This is a genomic window from Corallococcus sp. AB049A (assembly GCF_003668885.1).
GTDB lineage: Bacteria > Myxococcota > Myxococcia > Myxococcales > Myxococcaceae > Corallococcus > Corallococcus interemptor.
Map to the genome: position 1 here is coordinate 1 of NZ_RAWL01000227.1, position 13790 is coordinate 13790.

Genomic DNA, 13790 nt, shown 5'->3' on the forward strand with positions numbered 1-13790 from the left:
GCCCTGCCCCCGTGCGCGGACCGGGAGGCCGTGTCGCGCCGGCTGGAGGACACGGCGCGCTCGCGGCCTGACGCGTTCAACGCGGAGGTGAACCGGCTGGTGGAGGCGCTGGAGGGCGTCCCCCTGCCGCCAGGAAACTCCGGACAGACGCCGCCCGACCGGGCCCGGCAACTCTCCGTCTATCTGGAGGCCGTGTGCGCCCTGGACGCGGAGCCTGCGGTGTCTCCCGGCGTGGCAAGCGAACCGGAGCGGCTGCGCGCCATCCTCGACCGGCCGGAGTTCGCGAGGGCCCGGCAGCGCAACAGCGACCTGCTGACGCGCCTGTTGCACGAGCTGCAGAACTGGCTGGAGGGCCTCTTCGAGTCGCGCGGCGCGCAGGGCTTCGCGGTGGCGACGCGCGCGGTGATGCTGGGCCTGGCGTTGGCGGTGGTGCTGTTCGGTGTGCTGCGGGTGCGCTGGCGCCGCAACAGGAAGGCAGTCACCACGCCGGGTGTGGAAGGTGAAGCCGCGCCTCTTGAGCTGGACACGCCTGGAGAACACCTGGGCCGGGCGCGCACCGCGCTGGAGACGGAGGACGCGCGCGAGGCCATCCGCGAGGGATTGCTGGGCCTGCTGTCCACGCTGGAGCAGCGCAAGCTGGCGCGGCCGGACCGCGTGAAGACAAACCGCGAGCTCGCCGCGGAGCTGCCCTCTAGAGGCGCCCCCGCGCGCGTGACGGGCGAAGTGGAACGGCTGGTGGGCTGGTACGACCAGGCCTTCTATTCACTGGAGCCGGTGTCGCGCGAAGAGGCCACGCGCTTCGTGGAGTCGGTGGAGCAGTTGCACGGCTCGCTCGCGGAGGGCCGGCCGTGAGGAACGCGCGCGTCGCGGTCGTCCTGGGGTTGATGATCGCCGTGGCGCTGGCCGTGGGCCTGGCCTCGCATGAGGCCCCGCCGGACTCGCCTGTGCCGTCCGTCTCGAACCCGGGCCCTCTGGGGCTCAAGGCCTTGTTTGTCTATCTGCAGGAACGTGGACGGGACGTCAGCGCGCAGACGTCGTCCCTGGAGTCCATTCCTTCCGGCACTCGCACGCTGATCATCGCCGCGCCCCAGGCCCAGCCCATCACCAAGGAAGAGGTCTCCTCACTGGAGCGCTTCGTCCGGGGCGGCGGAACGCTCGTGTACCTGTCGCCTCACGCGCTGGGCATCCACCAGCCCGGCATGGAGGAGTGGCTGCACATCGTCTCGGGCGCGCTGCCCGGCACGAACCACCAGGGCCTGGCCTCCGAATGGGTAGACCCCGCCGGCGTCACCGTGGACGTGTGGCTGCCCGCGGGCCCGCTGCGAGACCTGTCCCTCTTGCGCGTGGCCCGGGACCGGAGCCTGCGCATGGAGCACGAGGACGCCGTGCCCCTGGCGGGCCTGGGTGGCGCGGGCGTGGTGTGGCGCTGGGGCCTGGGCCAGGGCGAGGTCTACGTCACAGCCGGCCCGGACCTCGCGGAGAACCGGCGCCTGGAGCTGCTCGACAACCTTCGCTTCTGGGATGCGCTCGCCGCGCGCGGGCCCCTGCGCTTCGACGAGTTCCACCACGCCGTCGTCACCCGCCCTCCCCTGTCCCAGGGACTCTGGGTCTTCATCGCGCAGAGCCTCGCCGTGGGGCTCGTCTACGTCATCTCCCGAGGCACCCGCTTCGGCGCGCCCCGGCCCGTGCGCGTGGAGCGGCACCGCTCGTCTCGCGAGTACGTGCGCTCCCTGGGCTGGCTCATGCGCCGCGCGAAGGTGGAGGCGGAGCTGCTGCCGGAGCTCGACACGGGCCTTCGCCGCCTGATGCACGAGCGCCTGGGCATCGCCCCCTCCCTGCCGGACGCGGAGGCCGCGCGCCTCCTGGAGGAGACCTGCGGCGTGCCCGCGCGCGACTACCTGGACGCGAAGGAGGACCTCGTGCGCACGCGCGAGAAGACTCCCATCCGCCCCGCGGACTACACCCGCCTCGCGCGCCGCTACGCCCTCCTGGAGCGCCGCGTGACGGGCCGCGCGGGTGGCCTCCAGGAATGACGAAGGCGCGGTGCCCGGGGCGCTCGCACGCTCCGGACCCGCGCCCTCCTGCCGCCCGACGGACCTACAGCTTCTTGCCCGCAGCGAGCATGGCCTCACCCACGTGCTGGCGGATCTCCGCCACGCGGGCCTCCCAGCTCTCGTGGAAGATCTTCTCCGCGCGCTCCCGGTTCGGGCCCGGGTTGTCCGCCAGCGCCGCGTTGACCTGCTTCACGTAGTCCTCCGGCGTGGTGGCGATGCGGCACAGGCCCACCTTGCGGACCTCCGGCAAATCAGACGACACCACCGGCAGGCCGGACGCCAGGTACTCGCGCACCTTCAGCGGGTTGGAGTTGAGCGTCAGCTCGTTGATGACGAACGGGTTGAGCGCCACGTCGAACGCCTTGTTGTAGCCCGGCAGGTCCGCGTACGGCTTGCGGCCCAGCATGTGGATGTTGGGCACCGCGCGCAGACGGCTGTCGTCGCAGTCCGGCGTCGTCTTGCCCACGATGACCACCGAGCCCTCCGGGTGCGCCTTCGCGCACGCGATGATGGCGTCCTGATCAATCCAGTCCGCCACCAGGCCGAAGAAGCCGATGATGGGCTTGGGCAGCTTCGCGATGTCCTCCGGAATCTTCGTGGCCGGGTCGCACGCCTTCACGAAGTGCGCGTGGTCCGTGCCGTGGCGCACCAGCACCGTGCGCGGGTTGAGGCGCTTCTTGTTCTCATACAGGCGCTCCGCGGACGTGATGCACATGTCCGCGCGGCGCAAGAGGCGCTCCTCCAGCTCCGCGATGTGCTTGCCGTTCGTGTCGCTGAACGCGGAGAACTCGTCCACGCAGTGGTACACGACGAAGTCCTCGCCCAGCGTGCCGGACACCGGCGCGGACGCGGGCAGGAAGCTCCAGGAGATGGGGCGCTCGAACTTCAGCTGCTTCATCGCGCGCAGCACCTGGAGCCGCAGCAGGTGGCGGTTCGCCTGGCGCACCCTCTCCGAGCCGTAGAACGGAATCGCCAGCGGCGCCAGCACGTGCAGGTTGGGCTCCACCTCGCGGATGCCCTGGGTGAACGTCTTCAGCTTCTTGATGATCCGCTGCGCGTCGTGCGCGTTCGCCTTGGGCGCGCGGTTGCCAATGCTGTTCACCCACAGCACGCGGTTGTCCCGCGAGAGGATCCGCATGATGTGGACCTTCGACAGCGGATCCCCATCCCAGTCGTTGGAGAACACCACCAGGTCCCGCCCGCGAAGGGCCCGCTTCGACAAGTCCATCTCTTCACTGCGCCGCATCGTCCACTCCTGAAGTCAAAAGTTCAGTGCTGAAGTCCCTGAAGCGCGCCTTGCGTCTCCGAAGGCGCCCCAACCCGTCCCCACTCCGTCACGCCGCGTTCACGGTTCCTGCACCTGCCATGCCGGACGGCATCAGCCCCGCGTACACGTCCAGCAACACCGGCCCCACGTCCGGGGCCATCACCTTCGCCGGGCCCGCGGCCAGCGCGTCGCGCACCGCCTGCGCCAGCGAGCGCTCGTCCCCGGCCTTGAACAACCGCGTCCCCTCCGGCCGCACGCACACGTCGCTGGCCACGCACGGCACGCCCAGGGCCAGCGCCTCGCGCACGGAGATGGAGTCCCCGTCGTGCGTCGTGGGCCGGATGAACACGTCGCTCCGGGACAGCAGCCCCAGCGCCTTCGCGTGCTCCAGCTCGCCCAGGTCCTCCAGGAGCCCCGCCACGCCCAGCTCGCGCGCGTCGCGGATGAATTCTTCGGAGCGCGTGCCCGGACCGAACAGCGCCAGCCCCACGCCCGGGTGCGTCTCCGCCACCTGCTTCAGCGCGCGGAACATCTGCTTGCGCCCATAGACAGGTGACGGGTGGTGCGCCATCGCGAGCAGCGGGCTGCGCCGGGCCCGCGCGGCCTCCACCTCCGGCGTCACCGGACCGGGCCGCACCTGCGAACCGCAGAAGGCCGGATGCACCAGGACCTTCTCCTCCGGCACGCCGCACGCGACCACCGCGTCGCGCACCGCCGGGGAGACGGCAATCACCCGCGCGTAGCCCGCCAGCGCCGTGCGCGCGAACACGCGCCGGGACTGCGACTCCGCCAGGTAGTCCGGAATCAACCCGGAGTGCAGCGTGATGACGCGCGGCGAGCGCGGTCCGGGCATGGTGCCCACCAGCGCCGCCAGCACCCACGCCTTCGGGTTGTTGCCGCTGGTGTGCAGGTGGACCGTCCAGCCCGCGGAGGTGAATCCCGCGAGCCGCAGGCCGAAGGCGGCGGCGCCGTTGACAGGAAGGACGTCCGGAGCCGGCCGGCCACCCTTCCCGATATCGAGCACCTTCGCTTCGACCCCGCGGTCGCGCAGAAATTGATGGAGTTGACGGACGTGGATGGCCACGCCCCCGTACGGCGGCGGGTAGTCCCCGACGAGCAGCACGCGCATGAAGGAAGCCCTCTTCGTGAACGAAGCGAAGTGCCTAGCGCGCGGACGCCTGCGCCGAGGGACGGGGAACCTGGGTCAGCTTCGGCGGCGTGCGCGCGGGCAGGAGTCCCATCTCACGCTGGTACGTGGTGAGCGGATCCGCGTCCTGACGGATGACCTTCGCGGGAACGCCCGCGACCACCGCGCCCGAGGGCACGTCCTTCACCACGACGGCGTTCGCGCCAATCACCGCGAAGTCGCCCACGTGGATGTTGCCCAGCACCTTGGCGCCCGCGCCGATGCGCACGTAGTCGCCAATCACCGGCGCGCCCTCCAGGCCGGAGCGCCCGCCAATCGTCACTTGCTGCGAGATGAGGACGTGACGGCCCACCTTCGCCGCCTTGTGGATGACCACGCCGATGCCGCCGTAGCCCAGCTGGGTGCCTTCGCCCAGCTCCGCGTCCTCGGGGATGTAGGAGCTGTGCAGGTAGTAGATGGCCTTGCGCAGCACGGCCGGCAGCAGCGGAACCCCGCGCTTCTTCAGCCCGTGAGCCACCCGGTACAACGTCATCGCGTCGAATCCCATCACGCCTCTCCTCGCCCTCACCCGAACTCCGTTGCGCCCGGAAGGTAGGTACCCACGCGTGGGGAGGGAAGTGCCCCCCACGCGTGCGGTACCCGACGGTGGATCAGCCCGCCCGCCGGGGACGCAGGGACTGCAGCGCGCTCCACGGGCGAACGCCTTGCGCATACAGGCCCACCACGTACCCAATGACGAAGAGCAGCCCCGCCACCGCCAGCGGCAGCACCCGCCACAGGAAGCCCGCCGGCAGGTTCACCCACGTGTCGTGCACGCCGGAGCGAAGCAGGAAGATGCTCCCGCCCGCCGCGACCGCCGCCAGCGACGCCTGGCCCAGCTCCCGCCACGGGATGACGTCCTTGAGCCCCAGCTTGCGCTCGGGCGTGGACAGCGCCCTGGGCACGCGGATGAGCAGCATCCCCTTGCCCACCATCTCCGCCAGCGCCCAGGACGCGATGCCGCCCATCATCCCGAAGTGCTTCACGCCGAACCACAGGAGCGGCACCGTCACCACCGCCTTCACCAGGTACGAGGCGAAGATGGCCCGCGTCTGCCCCCGGGCCCGCAGCGTCCCGTCCATGGGGAGGATGGACAGCACCACGCCCAGCACGCTCACCCGGAAGATGGGGACCGCGGGCAGGAACTTCTGGCCGAACATGGCCCCCACGAACTCCGGCGCCGCCGCGAAGAGGAACGCCGCGAAGGGCAGGAACACGTACGCCAGCTTCCCGGCCGCCTCCCGGAAGGCCTCCACGCCCTCCTCCAGCCGGCCCTCGCGCTCCAGTTCGCCCAGGCGCACCATCAGCACCTCGCTGGTGGGCGTGTAGAGCAGGTCCACCACCGGCAGCTGGAAGCAGCCCACCCGGTAGAGCGCGTACACCGCGGGGGCCACCACGCCCGCCACCGCGTACATGTGCGCGTTCTGCTGGGGGATGGCCAGGCACATCGCGGCACCGAACGGCGCCGCGTACACCAGCTGCTCCTTGAACAGCTTCCAGTCCACCAGCGGACCGGTGGAGCCGCGCAGCGACACCACCCAGGTGGCCACGTAGCGCAGGCCCGCGAAGCAGGCCACGGCGATCATCATCCCGTGCAGGGAGAAGCCCAGCAGCGGCGGCAGCACCATCACGCCGGAGCGCACCGCGTCCGACGCCAGGTACACCACCGCGGACGCCTTCGTCTTGCCCTGGCTGGTGAGCGAAATCTCCAGCGGGTAGCTGCCCAGGAAGAACGCGGTGTAGGCCGCCAGCGCCGCGCGGTGATCCATCAGCGCCGGGTTGTTGAAGTAGGCCGCGACATGGCCCAGGAAGAACCACACCAGCCCCGCGGCCACCACGCCCGCGCCCGTGACGAAGAGCAGCGCATGGCCCAGGTAGGGCCGCTTCGCCTCCGCGCGGGGCAGGAAGTAGTAGAGGCTCTGCGCCACGCCGAACGGCAGCACGTACGACAGCGTCGTGGCGATGAGGAACAGCTGGTAGTAGGTGCCGTACTCGTCCAGGTGCAGCACCCGGGCGAGCACGAGCGGAATGGACAGCGTCAGCCCGGCGGTGAACAACCGGGCCAACACCAACGGGCCGGCCCGTCCCAGGAAGGACGCGGCCGGCTTGGGTGACGCACTCACTGGAGCTCCTCCGGCTTCGCCGCCTCCGGGGCAAGGGCCACGTTCGGCGCCACCACGACCTGCGCACCCGTCACCGCGGCCGCAACCCGCGGGTCCGTCACGAGCACCGGAGCTGTCACGTCCACGACTTCCACCGGCGTCGCCTTGGCGAGCGCGGCCTCCGCGGCGGCCGCCTCCTGGACCAGGATGTTGGGGGCGCCGCTGACGGCCGCGGACAGGATGTGCGGGCGGTGGCCCAGCACCGGGTGGCTCATGCCCAGGACACCGAAGCAGTCATCGAACTGGCACACCGTGAGCGCCGACGAGTAGTCCCCCATCATCCCCAGGCTGAAGTTCTCCCACATCACCTTGCGCTTGAGGGCGAACGGGTCGCCGCCCACGCGGTTGGGCAAATCCTCCGTGGTGACGCCCGAGCGGAAGCCGTTCGCCTGGAGCACGCGGATCATCTCATCCGAGTACCAGCCGTTGCAGTACGCGAAGTCCTTCACCTGGATGCCGACCTCGCGCTCGATGGTCTCCTTGGACTCGACGATCTCCTTCTCCACGACGGACGTGGGCTCCAGCGTCAGCACCGTGTGGCCCAGCGTGTGCGCGCCGAACTCGAAGCCGTCGCGCGCCATCTGGCGCACCTCGTCCCAGTTCATCACGTCGCCCTGCTCGGGCATCAGGTCCGAGCCGCCGCCCAGCTGCTGCTCCAGCGCGTCGATGATGCCGGTGAGCACGCGCGTGGGGTGCTCGCCAATGAAGTCGTCCAGCGCCGCGGACGTCGTCTTCTGCCCGGAGAGGATGGGCCCCAAGAGCTGCACGGACGGGCCGGGCATGGTGCTGTAGTCCGGACGGAAGCGGCGCTCCTGCACGCAGCGCAGCAGGTGGAACAGCCGGTCGTGGTTGAAGCGCTTGTCCGTGTTGATGAAGGCGGTGGGCAGATAGGTGATGGCCGGCACGCCCATCTGCTTCAGCACCGGGTACGCGTACCGGTACACGTCGCGGTAGCCGTCATCGAACGTCACCACGAACAGGTCCTTCTTCGCCGTGCGCCGGCCCGCCATCACGTCCACCGCGTCGCCCAGGCTCGCCAGTTCGAAGCCCGCGGCGTGCGCCTGCTCCAGGTGGCGACGGAACGTCTCCTGGGAGATGAGCAGCCCCGGGATGGAGCGCTGCAGCTCCCCGGTGAAGTCGCTCACCACGCGGTGGTAGCTCACGATGAGGATGCGCCGGCCCCCCGACTGCGAACGGCGGTACGCCGCCATCGCCTTGCGCACCCCGCTGTAGTGGAGGAATCCCGCCGCCGCCGCCTTCGCCGCCCGCCGCAACACCTTCCCAGCCATCACGCCTCCCTCGCGGCTTTCGCCGTCTGCCCGCTCCCCCCATTGGAACGAGCCCCGGCCCGCGTGACTGCATGCTGGATGCCAGGGCAGCCAGGTGCTCGAAACCCCTCGTAACCCTGGGAAACCCCGTGCCCCGGAGGGCAGGAAGGCCTCTGTAGGGGTCGTACCTGGGTGTACCAGGGCAGCCGGGCGCCCACCCATGGCGAAAACCTTTCAGTCCCCCGCCGGAAGCGACGGAAGAAGCAGGCGTAAAAACTTCTTGTCCTCGTGCGAGCGACCCCGGGGGTTTCACTGGTGAACAGGCGCTTTTAAGGCTACGAAACGGCCCGCCGATGCCCCCTCTCCCCTCTGGATCAGCGCCCGCGATCGCCCTCCACGACGTGAGCAAGCGCTATGGGCGTCGGTGGGCGCTGGCGCGGCTCACCTACGCCCTGCCCGCCGGCCGTTCCCTGCTGCTCACCGGCCACAACGGCTCCGGGAAGACGACGCTCCTGCGCCTCATCGCCACCGCGCTCGGGCCCACCGCGGGCCGCGTGGAGGTGCTGGGCCGGGACGCCGTGAAGGACCGTGACTCGGTGCGCCGAGACGTGGCGCTCCTGTCCCACGCCAGCTTCCTCTATGAGGATCTCACCGCGCAGCAGAACCTGATGGTGCTGGGGCGCCTGTTGGGCGTGGACGCGCCCCAGGACGTCGCGGACGCGCTGCTCAACCGGGTGGGCCTCAACCGCCGCACGGACAGCCCGGTCCGAGGCTTCAGCGCGGGCATGCGCAAGCGCCTGGCCATCGCGCGGCTCCTGATGAAGGCTCCGGCCCTGGCGCTCCTGGACGAACCCTTTGGCGAATTGGACCCACAGGGCATCCAGGACATGGAGGGCGTCATCGCGGAGCTGAAGGCCGGTGGAACGACGGTGGTCCTGGCCACGCACCTCATCGAACAGGGCCTGAGCCTGTGCGAGGAGCGGCTGCACCTGCAGGACGGCCGGGCGGTGGTGGCATGAGCGCGCCGAAGCCGAGGCGTTCCCCGGGCCTGCTGGCGACGACGCTCGTCCTGCTGCGCAAGGACCTGCTCATTGAATGGCGCACCCGCGCGCGGCTCAACGCGCTGGTGTTCTTCGCCATGGCCACGCTGCTGCTCTTCTCCTTCGCGCTGGGCCCGGACACGAAGCTCTTGGAGCGCAACGCGGGCGGCTACCTGTGGCTGGCCATCCTCTTCGCCAGCGTGCTGTCCCTGGGCGAGTCCTTCCGTGTCGAGACGGAGAACGCCTGCCTGGACGGCGTGCGGCTGGCCCCGGCGGACGCGCGCGCCATCTTCCTGTCCAAGGCACTGGGCAACGCCCTGCTGCTCCTGGCCCTGGCCGTGGTGCTGGTGCCCGTGATGGTGGCCCTGTACGGGGTGCGCATCGTCACCGGGGTCGGTGACCTGGCGGGCATCCTGGTCCTTGGCAGCCTGGCGCTCAGCGCCCCGGGGACCGTCTACGCGGCCATCTCCAGCAATGCGCGGGCCCGGGATGTGCTGCTGCCTCTGCTATTGTTCCCGCTCGTCATCCCGGCCCTCCTGTCCGCTGCCAAGGGGACCACGCTCGTACTCCAGGGTGACCCGATGCAGCAGCTGGGCTCATGGCAGGGGCTGCTGCTGGGGTTCAATCTGATTTACTGGGGCGTAGGCTTCGTGCTGTTCCCCCGCGTCATCGAGGACTGAAGGATGAACAAGTTCGTCAAGTTTGGCTTGCCGGCGCTGACGCTGGCACTGCTGGGCGCGGGCTGGTGGCTGGGCCTCGCGTGGGCGCCGCCGGACCGCGAGATGGGCGAAGTGCAGCGCATCATGTACGTCCACGTGCCGCTCCAGTGGATGGCCATGATGGCCATGTTCATCAACTTCGTGGCCGCGGTGACGTACCTCATGCGTCAGTCGTGGAAGACGGACGCGATGGCGGAGGCCTCCGCGGAGGTCGGCCTGCTCTTCGGCACGCTGGGCATGATCACCGGCTCCATCTGGGGCCGCCCGACCTGGGGCGTTTACTGGTCGTGGGATCCGCGCCTGACGTCGGAGGCCATCCTGCTGGTGTCCTACACGGGCTACCTGGTGCTGCGGCGCTTTGTCGAAGACCCGGAGAAGCGCGCGGTGTGGAGCGCGGTGGTGGCCATCATCGGGGCCATCAACCTGCCCATCGTGTGGTTCTCCGTGCGCTGGTGGCGCAGCCTCCACCAGGTGCAGTCCAGCCCCAAGACGGTGGATCCGCAGATGGTGCTGCCCTTGCGCGTGTCCGCGTTCGGCATGCTGGCGCTGCTCATCCTCTTCATGGTGCACCGCTACCGCATCGCGCTCGCGGAGCGGAAGGCGGAGGTGGCGCTGCCGGAGGCGCTGCCCACGGATGACCCCGCGCTGCGCGCATCCCATTCCTCGAAGGTGGCCTGAACATGACCTCGCTGACGTCTTTGATGCTGCTGGCCCAGGTGGGCAGCGGCCGGCTCCAGGGCGGCTGGGGCTATGTGTGGGCCTGCTACGGCATCTCCGTGGCCGCCTTCGTGCTCTACTCTGCGTCCCTCTGGGCGCGCCGTCCCCGCGCCACCGACTCGAAGGAGTGAGCCCATGACGCCCGTCAACCGCAACCGTCTCATCGCGCTGGGAGCCCTGCTCTTCGCCGGCGCTGGCCTGGGCTTCATCGCCTTTGGCAACATCGGGGACAACCTCGTCTATTACTGGAGCCCGTCGGAGCTGCTCTCCAACGGCGACAAGGCCTACACGGCCACCATCCGCCTGGGCGGCGTGGTGCAGCCGGGCAGCATCCAGTGGAACGAGGGCCACACCACGCTGGACTTCCGCGTGGCGGACGGCCCGGACGCGGACGCCAAGAGCGTGCACGTGCGCTCGCTGGAGACGCCCCCGCAGATGTTCCGCGAGAAGATCGGCGTCGTGGTGGAGGGCACCTACGACAAGTCCGGCGTCTTCACGTCGAACCGGCTGATGGTGAACCACTCCAACGAGTACCGCGCGCCCAAGGAAGGCGAGGAGCCGCGCAAGTGGCAGGACACGCTGGCTGAAGGCGCGACCACCGCGACCGCGACGCCGCCGGGGGCGCCGTGAACGGAATGCTGGGCTATGGGCTGGTCCTCGCGGGCCTGGCCTTCGCTGCGTTCGGCGCCATCCTGGGCCTGGTGGGCGGCATGCGCCGCAACGACGCCAGCTACCCCTGGGTGCTGCGCGCGGTGTGGGGCTTCGCCGCGTGCATGGTCGGCAGCAACCTGGTGATGGTGGAAGCGCTCATCAACCACGACTTCAGCGTGAAGTACGTGGCCCAGGTGGGCAGCCGCGCCACGCCGCTCATCTACACCATCGTGTCGCTGTGGAGTGCGCTGGAGGGGTCCATCCTCTTCTGGGGCCTCATCATGGGCGTGTACCTGGCGGCGTTCGCCTTCGTGCACCGCAAGGAGCACGCGCGCTACATGCAGCTGGCGCTGGGCACCATGCTGGCCGTGGGCGTCTTCTTCGCGTTCCTCATCGCGGGCCCCGCCAACCCCTGGGGCGCCGTGTCGCCGGTGCCGGCGGACGGTCCGGGCCCCAACCCGCTTTTGCAGAACCACTTCCTGATGATCATCCACCCGCCCATGCTCTACGCGGGCTACGTGGGCATGACGGTGCCGTTCGGCGTCGCCGTGGCGGGCCTGCTGCGCGGGGAGATTGGTGAAGCGTGGATGGCGCCCCTGCGGCGCTGGACGCTCATCGCGTGGATGTTCCTCACGCTGGGCATCGTGCTGGGCTCCTGGTGGGCGTACGCCGTATTGGGCTGGGGCGGTTACTGGGCGTGGGACCCGGTGGAGAACGCGTCCTTCCTGCCGTGGCTGACCGCGACGGCGTTCATGCACTCCACCATGGTGCAGGAGCGTAAGCGGATGCTGAAGCTGTGGACGCTGAGCCTCGCGCTCGCGTCGTTCGTGCTCACCATCCTGGGCACGTTCATGACCCGCTCCGGCATCTTCAACTCGGTGCACTCGTTCACCCAGTCGGACATCGGGCCCACGTTCCTGGTGTTCATCGCCATCCTGCTGGTGGTGTGCATTGGCCTTTTGGCCACGCGCGGCCACCTGCTGGCGCCGGAGGGCCGGCTCTCTTCGATGATGTCGCGCGAGGCGAGCATCCTGGTGAACAACCTGGTGTTCGTGGCCATCACCTTCACGGTGCTCCTGGGCACGCTCTACCCGCTGGTGTCGGAGGCCGTGCGCGGCATCCGCGTGAGCGTGGGCGAGCCGTACTTCAACAAGATGGCGGTGCCGGGCGGCATCGCGGTGCTCTTCCTCATGGGCGTGGGCCCGGTGCTGCCGTGGGGCACGCCGGACAAGGCCACGCTGCGCCGCCAGTTCATCATCCCCGCGGCGGTGGGCGTGGTCATCACCATCGCCTGCTACGCGGCGGGGCTTCGCGGCGTGTATCCGCTGCTCACGTTCGGCCTGGGCGGCTTCGTCACCGTCATCACGCTGCGCGAGCTGGTGGTGCCGGTGCGCGTGCGCATGACGGAGCGCAAGGAAGGCTTCGTCACGGCGGTGGCCACGGCCACGAGCAAGGCGCGCCGGCGCTTCGGCGGCTACGTGGTGCACCTGGGCATCGTCATCATCATCGTCGCCGTGGCGGCCTCCAGCGCGTACGTGAAGCACACGTCCGGCACGCTGAAGAAGGACGGCACCATGATGCTGGACGGCTACCAGCTGAAGTACCTGGGCCTGTCCAGCGGCGAGGAGCCGCACCGCACCTACGTCGCCGCGCGCCTGGAGGTGACGGCGCCCAACGGCGACGTGAGGGAGCTGCGCCCGCGCATGAACTACTACGAGCGCAGCACGGACCCCGTGGGCACGCCCGCGGTGCGTGAGTCGCCGAAGGAGGACCTGTACATCTCACTGATGGCCTTCAGCGAGACGACGGGCACGGCGAGCTTCAACGTCTGGGTGTTCCCGCTGGTGGGATGGATCTGGTACAGCCTGCCGCTGCTGCTGCTGGGGACGCTCATTGCCGTGTGGCCCTCCCGCAAGGCGGCGGTACTGCGCACGGACACGGCGCCGGTGGGCGCGGCGCCTCCCCTTCCGGGCACGGACGCCGAGCGGGGTGCGGCATGACGCGCTGGCGGCTTCCGCTGCTGTTCTCCGCGGTGGGCGCGGCGCTGCTCTTCGTGCTCTTCCAGGGCTTCGGAAGGGATCCGCACGAGGTGCCCTTCATGCTCAAGGGCGCGCCCGCGCCGGACTTCACGCTCAAGCCGCTGACCGGCGGCGACCCTGTGAAGCTGGCGGACCTGAAGGGCCGCCCGGTGGTCATCAACTTCTGGGCGTCGTGGTGCGGGCCCTGCAAGTACGAGCACCCGGTGCTCGAGTGGGGCGCGCGCGAGCTGGGCGCCCAGGCCGTCTTCATGGGCGTCGTCTTCGAGGACACCGAGCCCAACGCGCTCGACTTCCTGCGCCGCATGGGGGCCAGCTTCCCGCAGCTGATGGACGAGCGCTCGCGCATGGCCGTGGACTACGGCGTCGCGGGTGTGCCGGAGACGTACTTCATCGACGCGCAGGGCGTCATCCGCGGCAAGCACGTGGGGCCCATTGATCCGCAGACGCTGGCCACCCGGGTGAAGGAGCTGTCCCAGCCCGTGGCCGGTGCCACCGCGGAAGCGGCGCGGCCGGACTGAGTCAACACCGCCCGCTCGGAAGGCTGGCGCCCGGGAGCCCTCGAGGGACTCCTGGGCCCGCCTCGCGGGAGGTGTGGCATCCGTAGTAAGTCCCTGCTGTCGGCGTCGTGCGCGAGGGCTTCCCCCGGCCCCGCTCCAGCGAGGTGGACTTCCCATGCAGTGCCCCGAG

General features: G+C 70.0%; 14 protein-coding genes. 9 read left to right on the forward strand and 5 right to left on the reverse strand.

Translation table 11 applies throughout. The features are described 5' to 3' along the window. Both D7X55_RS23255 and D7X55_RS23260 read left to right on the forward strand, forming a co-directional pair. On the forward strand, positions 1-852 hold an 852-nt coding region (locus tag D7X55_RS23255), incomplete at its 5' end, for a DUF4129 domain-containing protein (protein WP_306437740.1). Further along, on the forward strand, positions 849-2033 hold the full coding sequence (locus tag D7X55_RS23260; RefSeq protein WP_121724223.1) for a DUF4350 domain-containing protein: 1185 nt from the start codon (positions 849-851) through the stop codon (positions 2031-2033). The genes D7X55_RS23255 and D7X55_RS23260, both read left to right, overlap by 4 nt. A 64-nt stretch (positions 2034-2097) precedes the next feature. On the opposite strand, the gene exoP is transcribed toward D7X55_RS23260, so the two are convergent. The 5 genes from exoP to exoL form a co-directional block, all read right to left on the reverse strand. Continuing rightward, complete coding sequence (exoP, locus tag D7X55_RS23265) at positions 2098-3300, reverse strand: spore coat polysaccharide biosynthesis glycosyltransferase ExoP (RefSeq protein ID WP_121724224.1); 1203 nt, start codon at positions 3298-3300, stop codon at positions 2098-2100. Positions 3301-3388: 88 nt separating this feature from the next. After that, on the reverse strand, positions 3389-4450 hold the full coding sequence (locus D7X55_RS23270; RefSeq protein WP_121724225.1) for a glycosyltransferase family 4 protein: 1062 nt from the start codon (positions 4448-4450) through the stop codon (positions 3389-3391). A 34-nt stretch (positions 4451-4484) separates the two neighbouring features. Then, complete coding sequence (locus tag D7X55_RS23275) at positions 4485-5015, reverse strand: serine O-acetyltransferase (RefSeq protein ID WP_120548246.1); 531 nt, start codon at positions 5013-5015, stop codon at positions 4485-4487. 103 nt (positions 5016-5118) lie between these two features. Continuing rightward, a complete protein-coding gene (locus D7X55_RS23280; protein ID WP_121724226.1) occupies positions 5119-6630 on the reverse strand; it encodes an oligosaccharide flippase family protein in 1512 nt (503 codons plus the stop codon). Next, positions 6627-7880, reverse strand: coding sequence for a spore coat polysaccharide deacetylase ExoL (exoL, locus tag D7X55_RS23285; protein ID WP_306437741.1), 1254 nt, complete (start codon positions 7878-7880; stop codon positions 6627-6629). The genes D7X55_RS23280 and exoL overlap by 4 nt, the downstream gene beginning before the upstream one ends. A gap of 410 nt (positions 7881-8290) precedes the next feature. Here exoL and ccmA point away from each other — a divergent pair, with 410 nt between their 5' ends. From ccmA to D7X55_RS23315, 7 genes are read left to right on the forward strand one after another with little or no spacing between them, the layout of a single operon-like run. Next, positions 8291-8956, forward strand: coding sequence for a heme ABC exporter ATP-binding protein CcmA (gene ccmA / locus D7X55_RS23290; RefSeq protein WP_120548243.1), 666 nt, complete (start codon positions 8291-8293; stop codon positions 8954-8956). Then, entirely contained in the window at positions 8953-9657 is a 705-nt protein-coding gene (locus D7X55_RS23295) for a heme exporter protein CcmB (RefSeq protein ID WP_120548242.1), read from the forward strand. Before ccmA ends, D7X55_RS23295 begins: the two co-directional genes overlap by 4 nt. Before the next feature lie 3 nt (positions 9658-9660). Beyond that, on the forward strand, positions 9661-10374 hold the full coding sequence (ccsA, locus tag D7X55_RS23300; protein WP_120548241.1) for a cytochrome c biogenesis protein CcsA: 714 nt from the start codon (positions 9661-9663) through the stop codon (positions 10372-10374). A gap of 2 nt (positions 10375-10376) precedes the next feature. Further along, positions 10377-10544 carry a hypothetical protein gene (locus D7X55_RS44210; protein ID WP_167510780.1) on the forward strand — a complete coding sequence of 56 codons (168 nt, stop codon included), beginning with the start codon at positions 10377-10379 and terminating at the stop codon, positions 10542-10544. Positions 10545-10548: 4 nt separating this feature from the next. Next, the gene (locus tag D7X55_RS23305) at positions 10549-11043 is read left to right on the forward strand and encodes a cytochrome c maturation protein CcmE (protein WP_120548240.1); all 495 of its coding nucleotides are present in this window, start codon (positions 10549-10551) and stop codon (positions 11041-11043) included. Further along, positions 11040-13064: a heme lyase CcmF/NrfE family subunit gene (locus D7X55_RS23310; RefSeq protein ID WP_121724228.1), complete on the forward strand. Its 2025-nt coding sequence runs from the start codon at positions 11040-11042 to the stop codon at positions 13062-13064. Before D7X55_RS23305 ends, D7X55_RS23310 begins: the two co-directional genes overlap by 4 nt. Continuing rightward, on the forward strand, positions 13061-13621 hold the full coding sequence (locus tag D7X55_RS23315) for a redoxin domain-containing protein (RefSeq protein WP_121724229.1): 561 nt from the start codon (positions 13061-13063) through the stop codon (positions 13619-13621). Before D7X55_RS23310 ends, D7X55_RS23315 begins: the two co-directional genes overlap by 4 nt. The last annotated feature ends 169 nt before the right edge of the window (positions 13622-13790 follow it).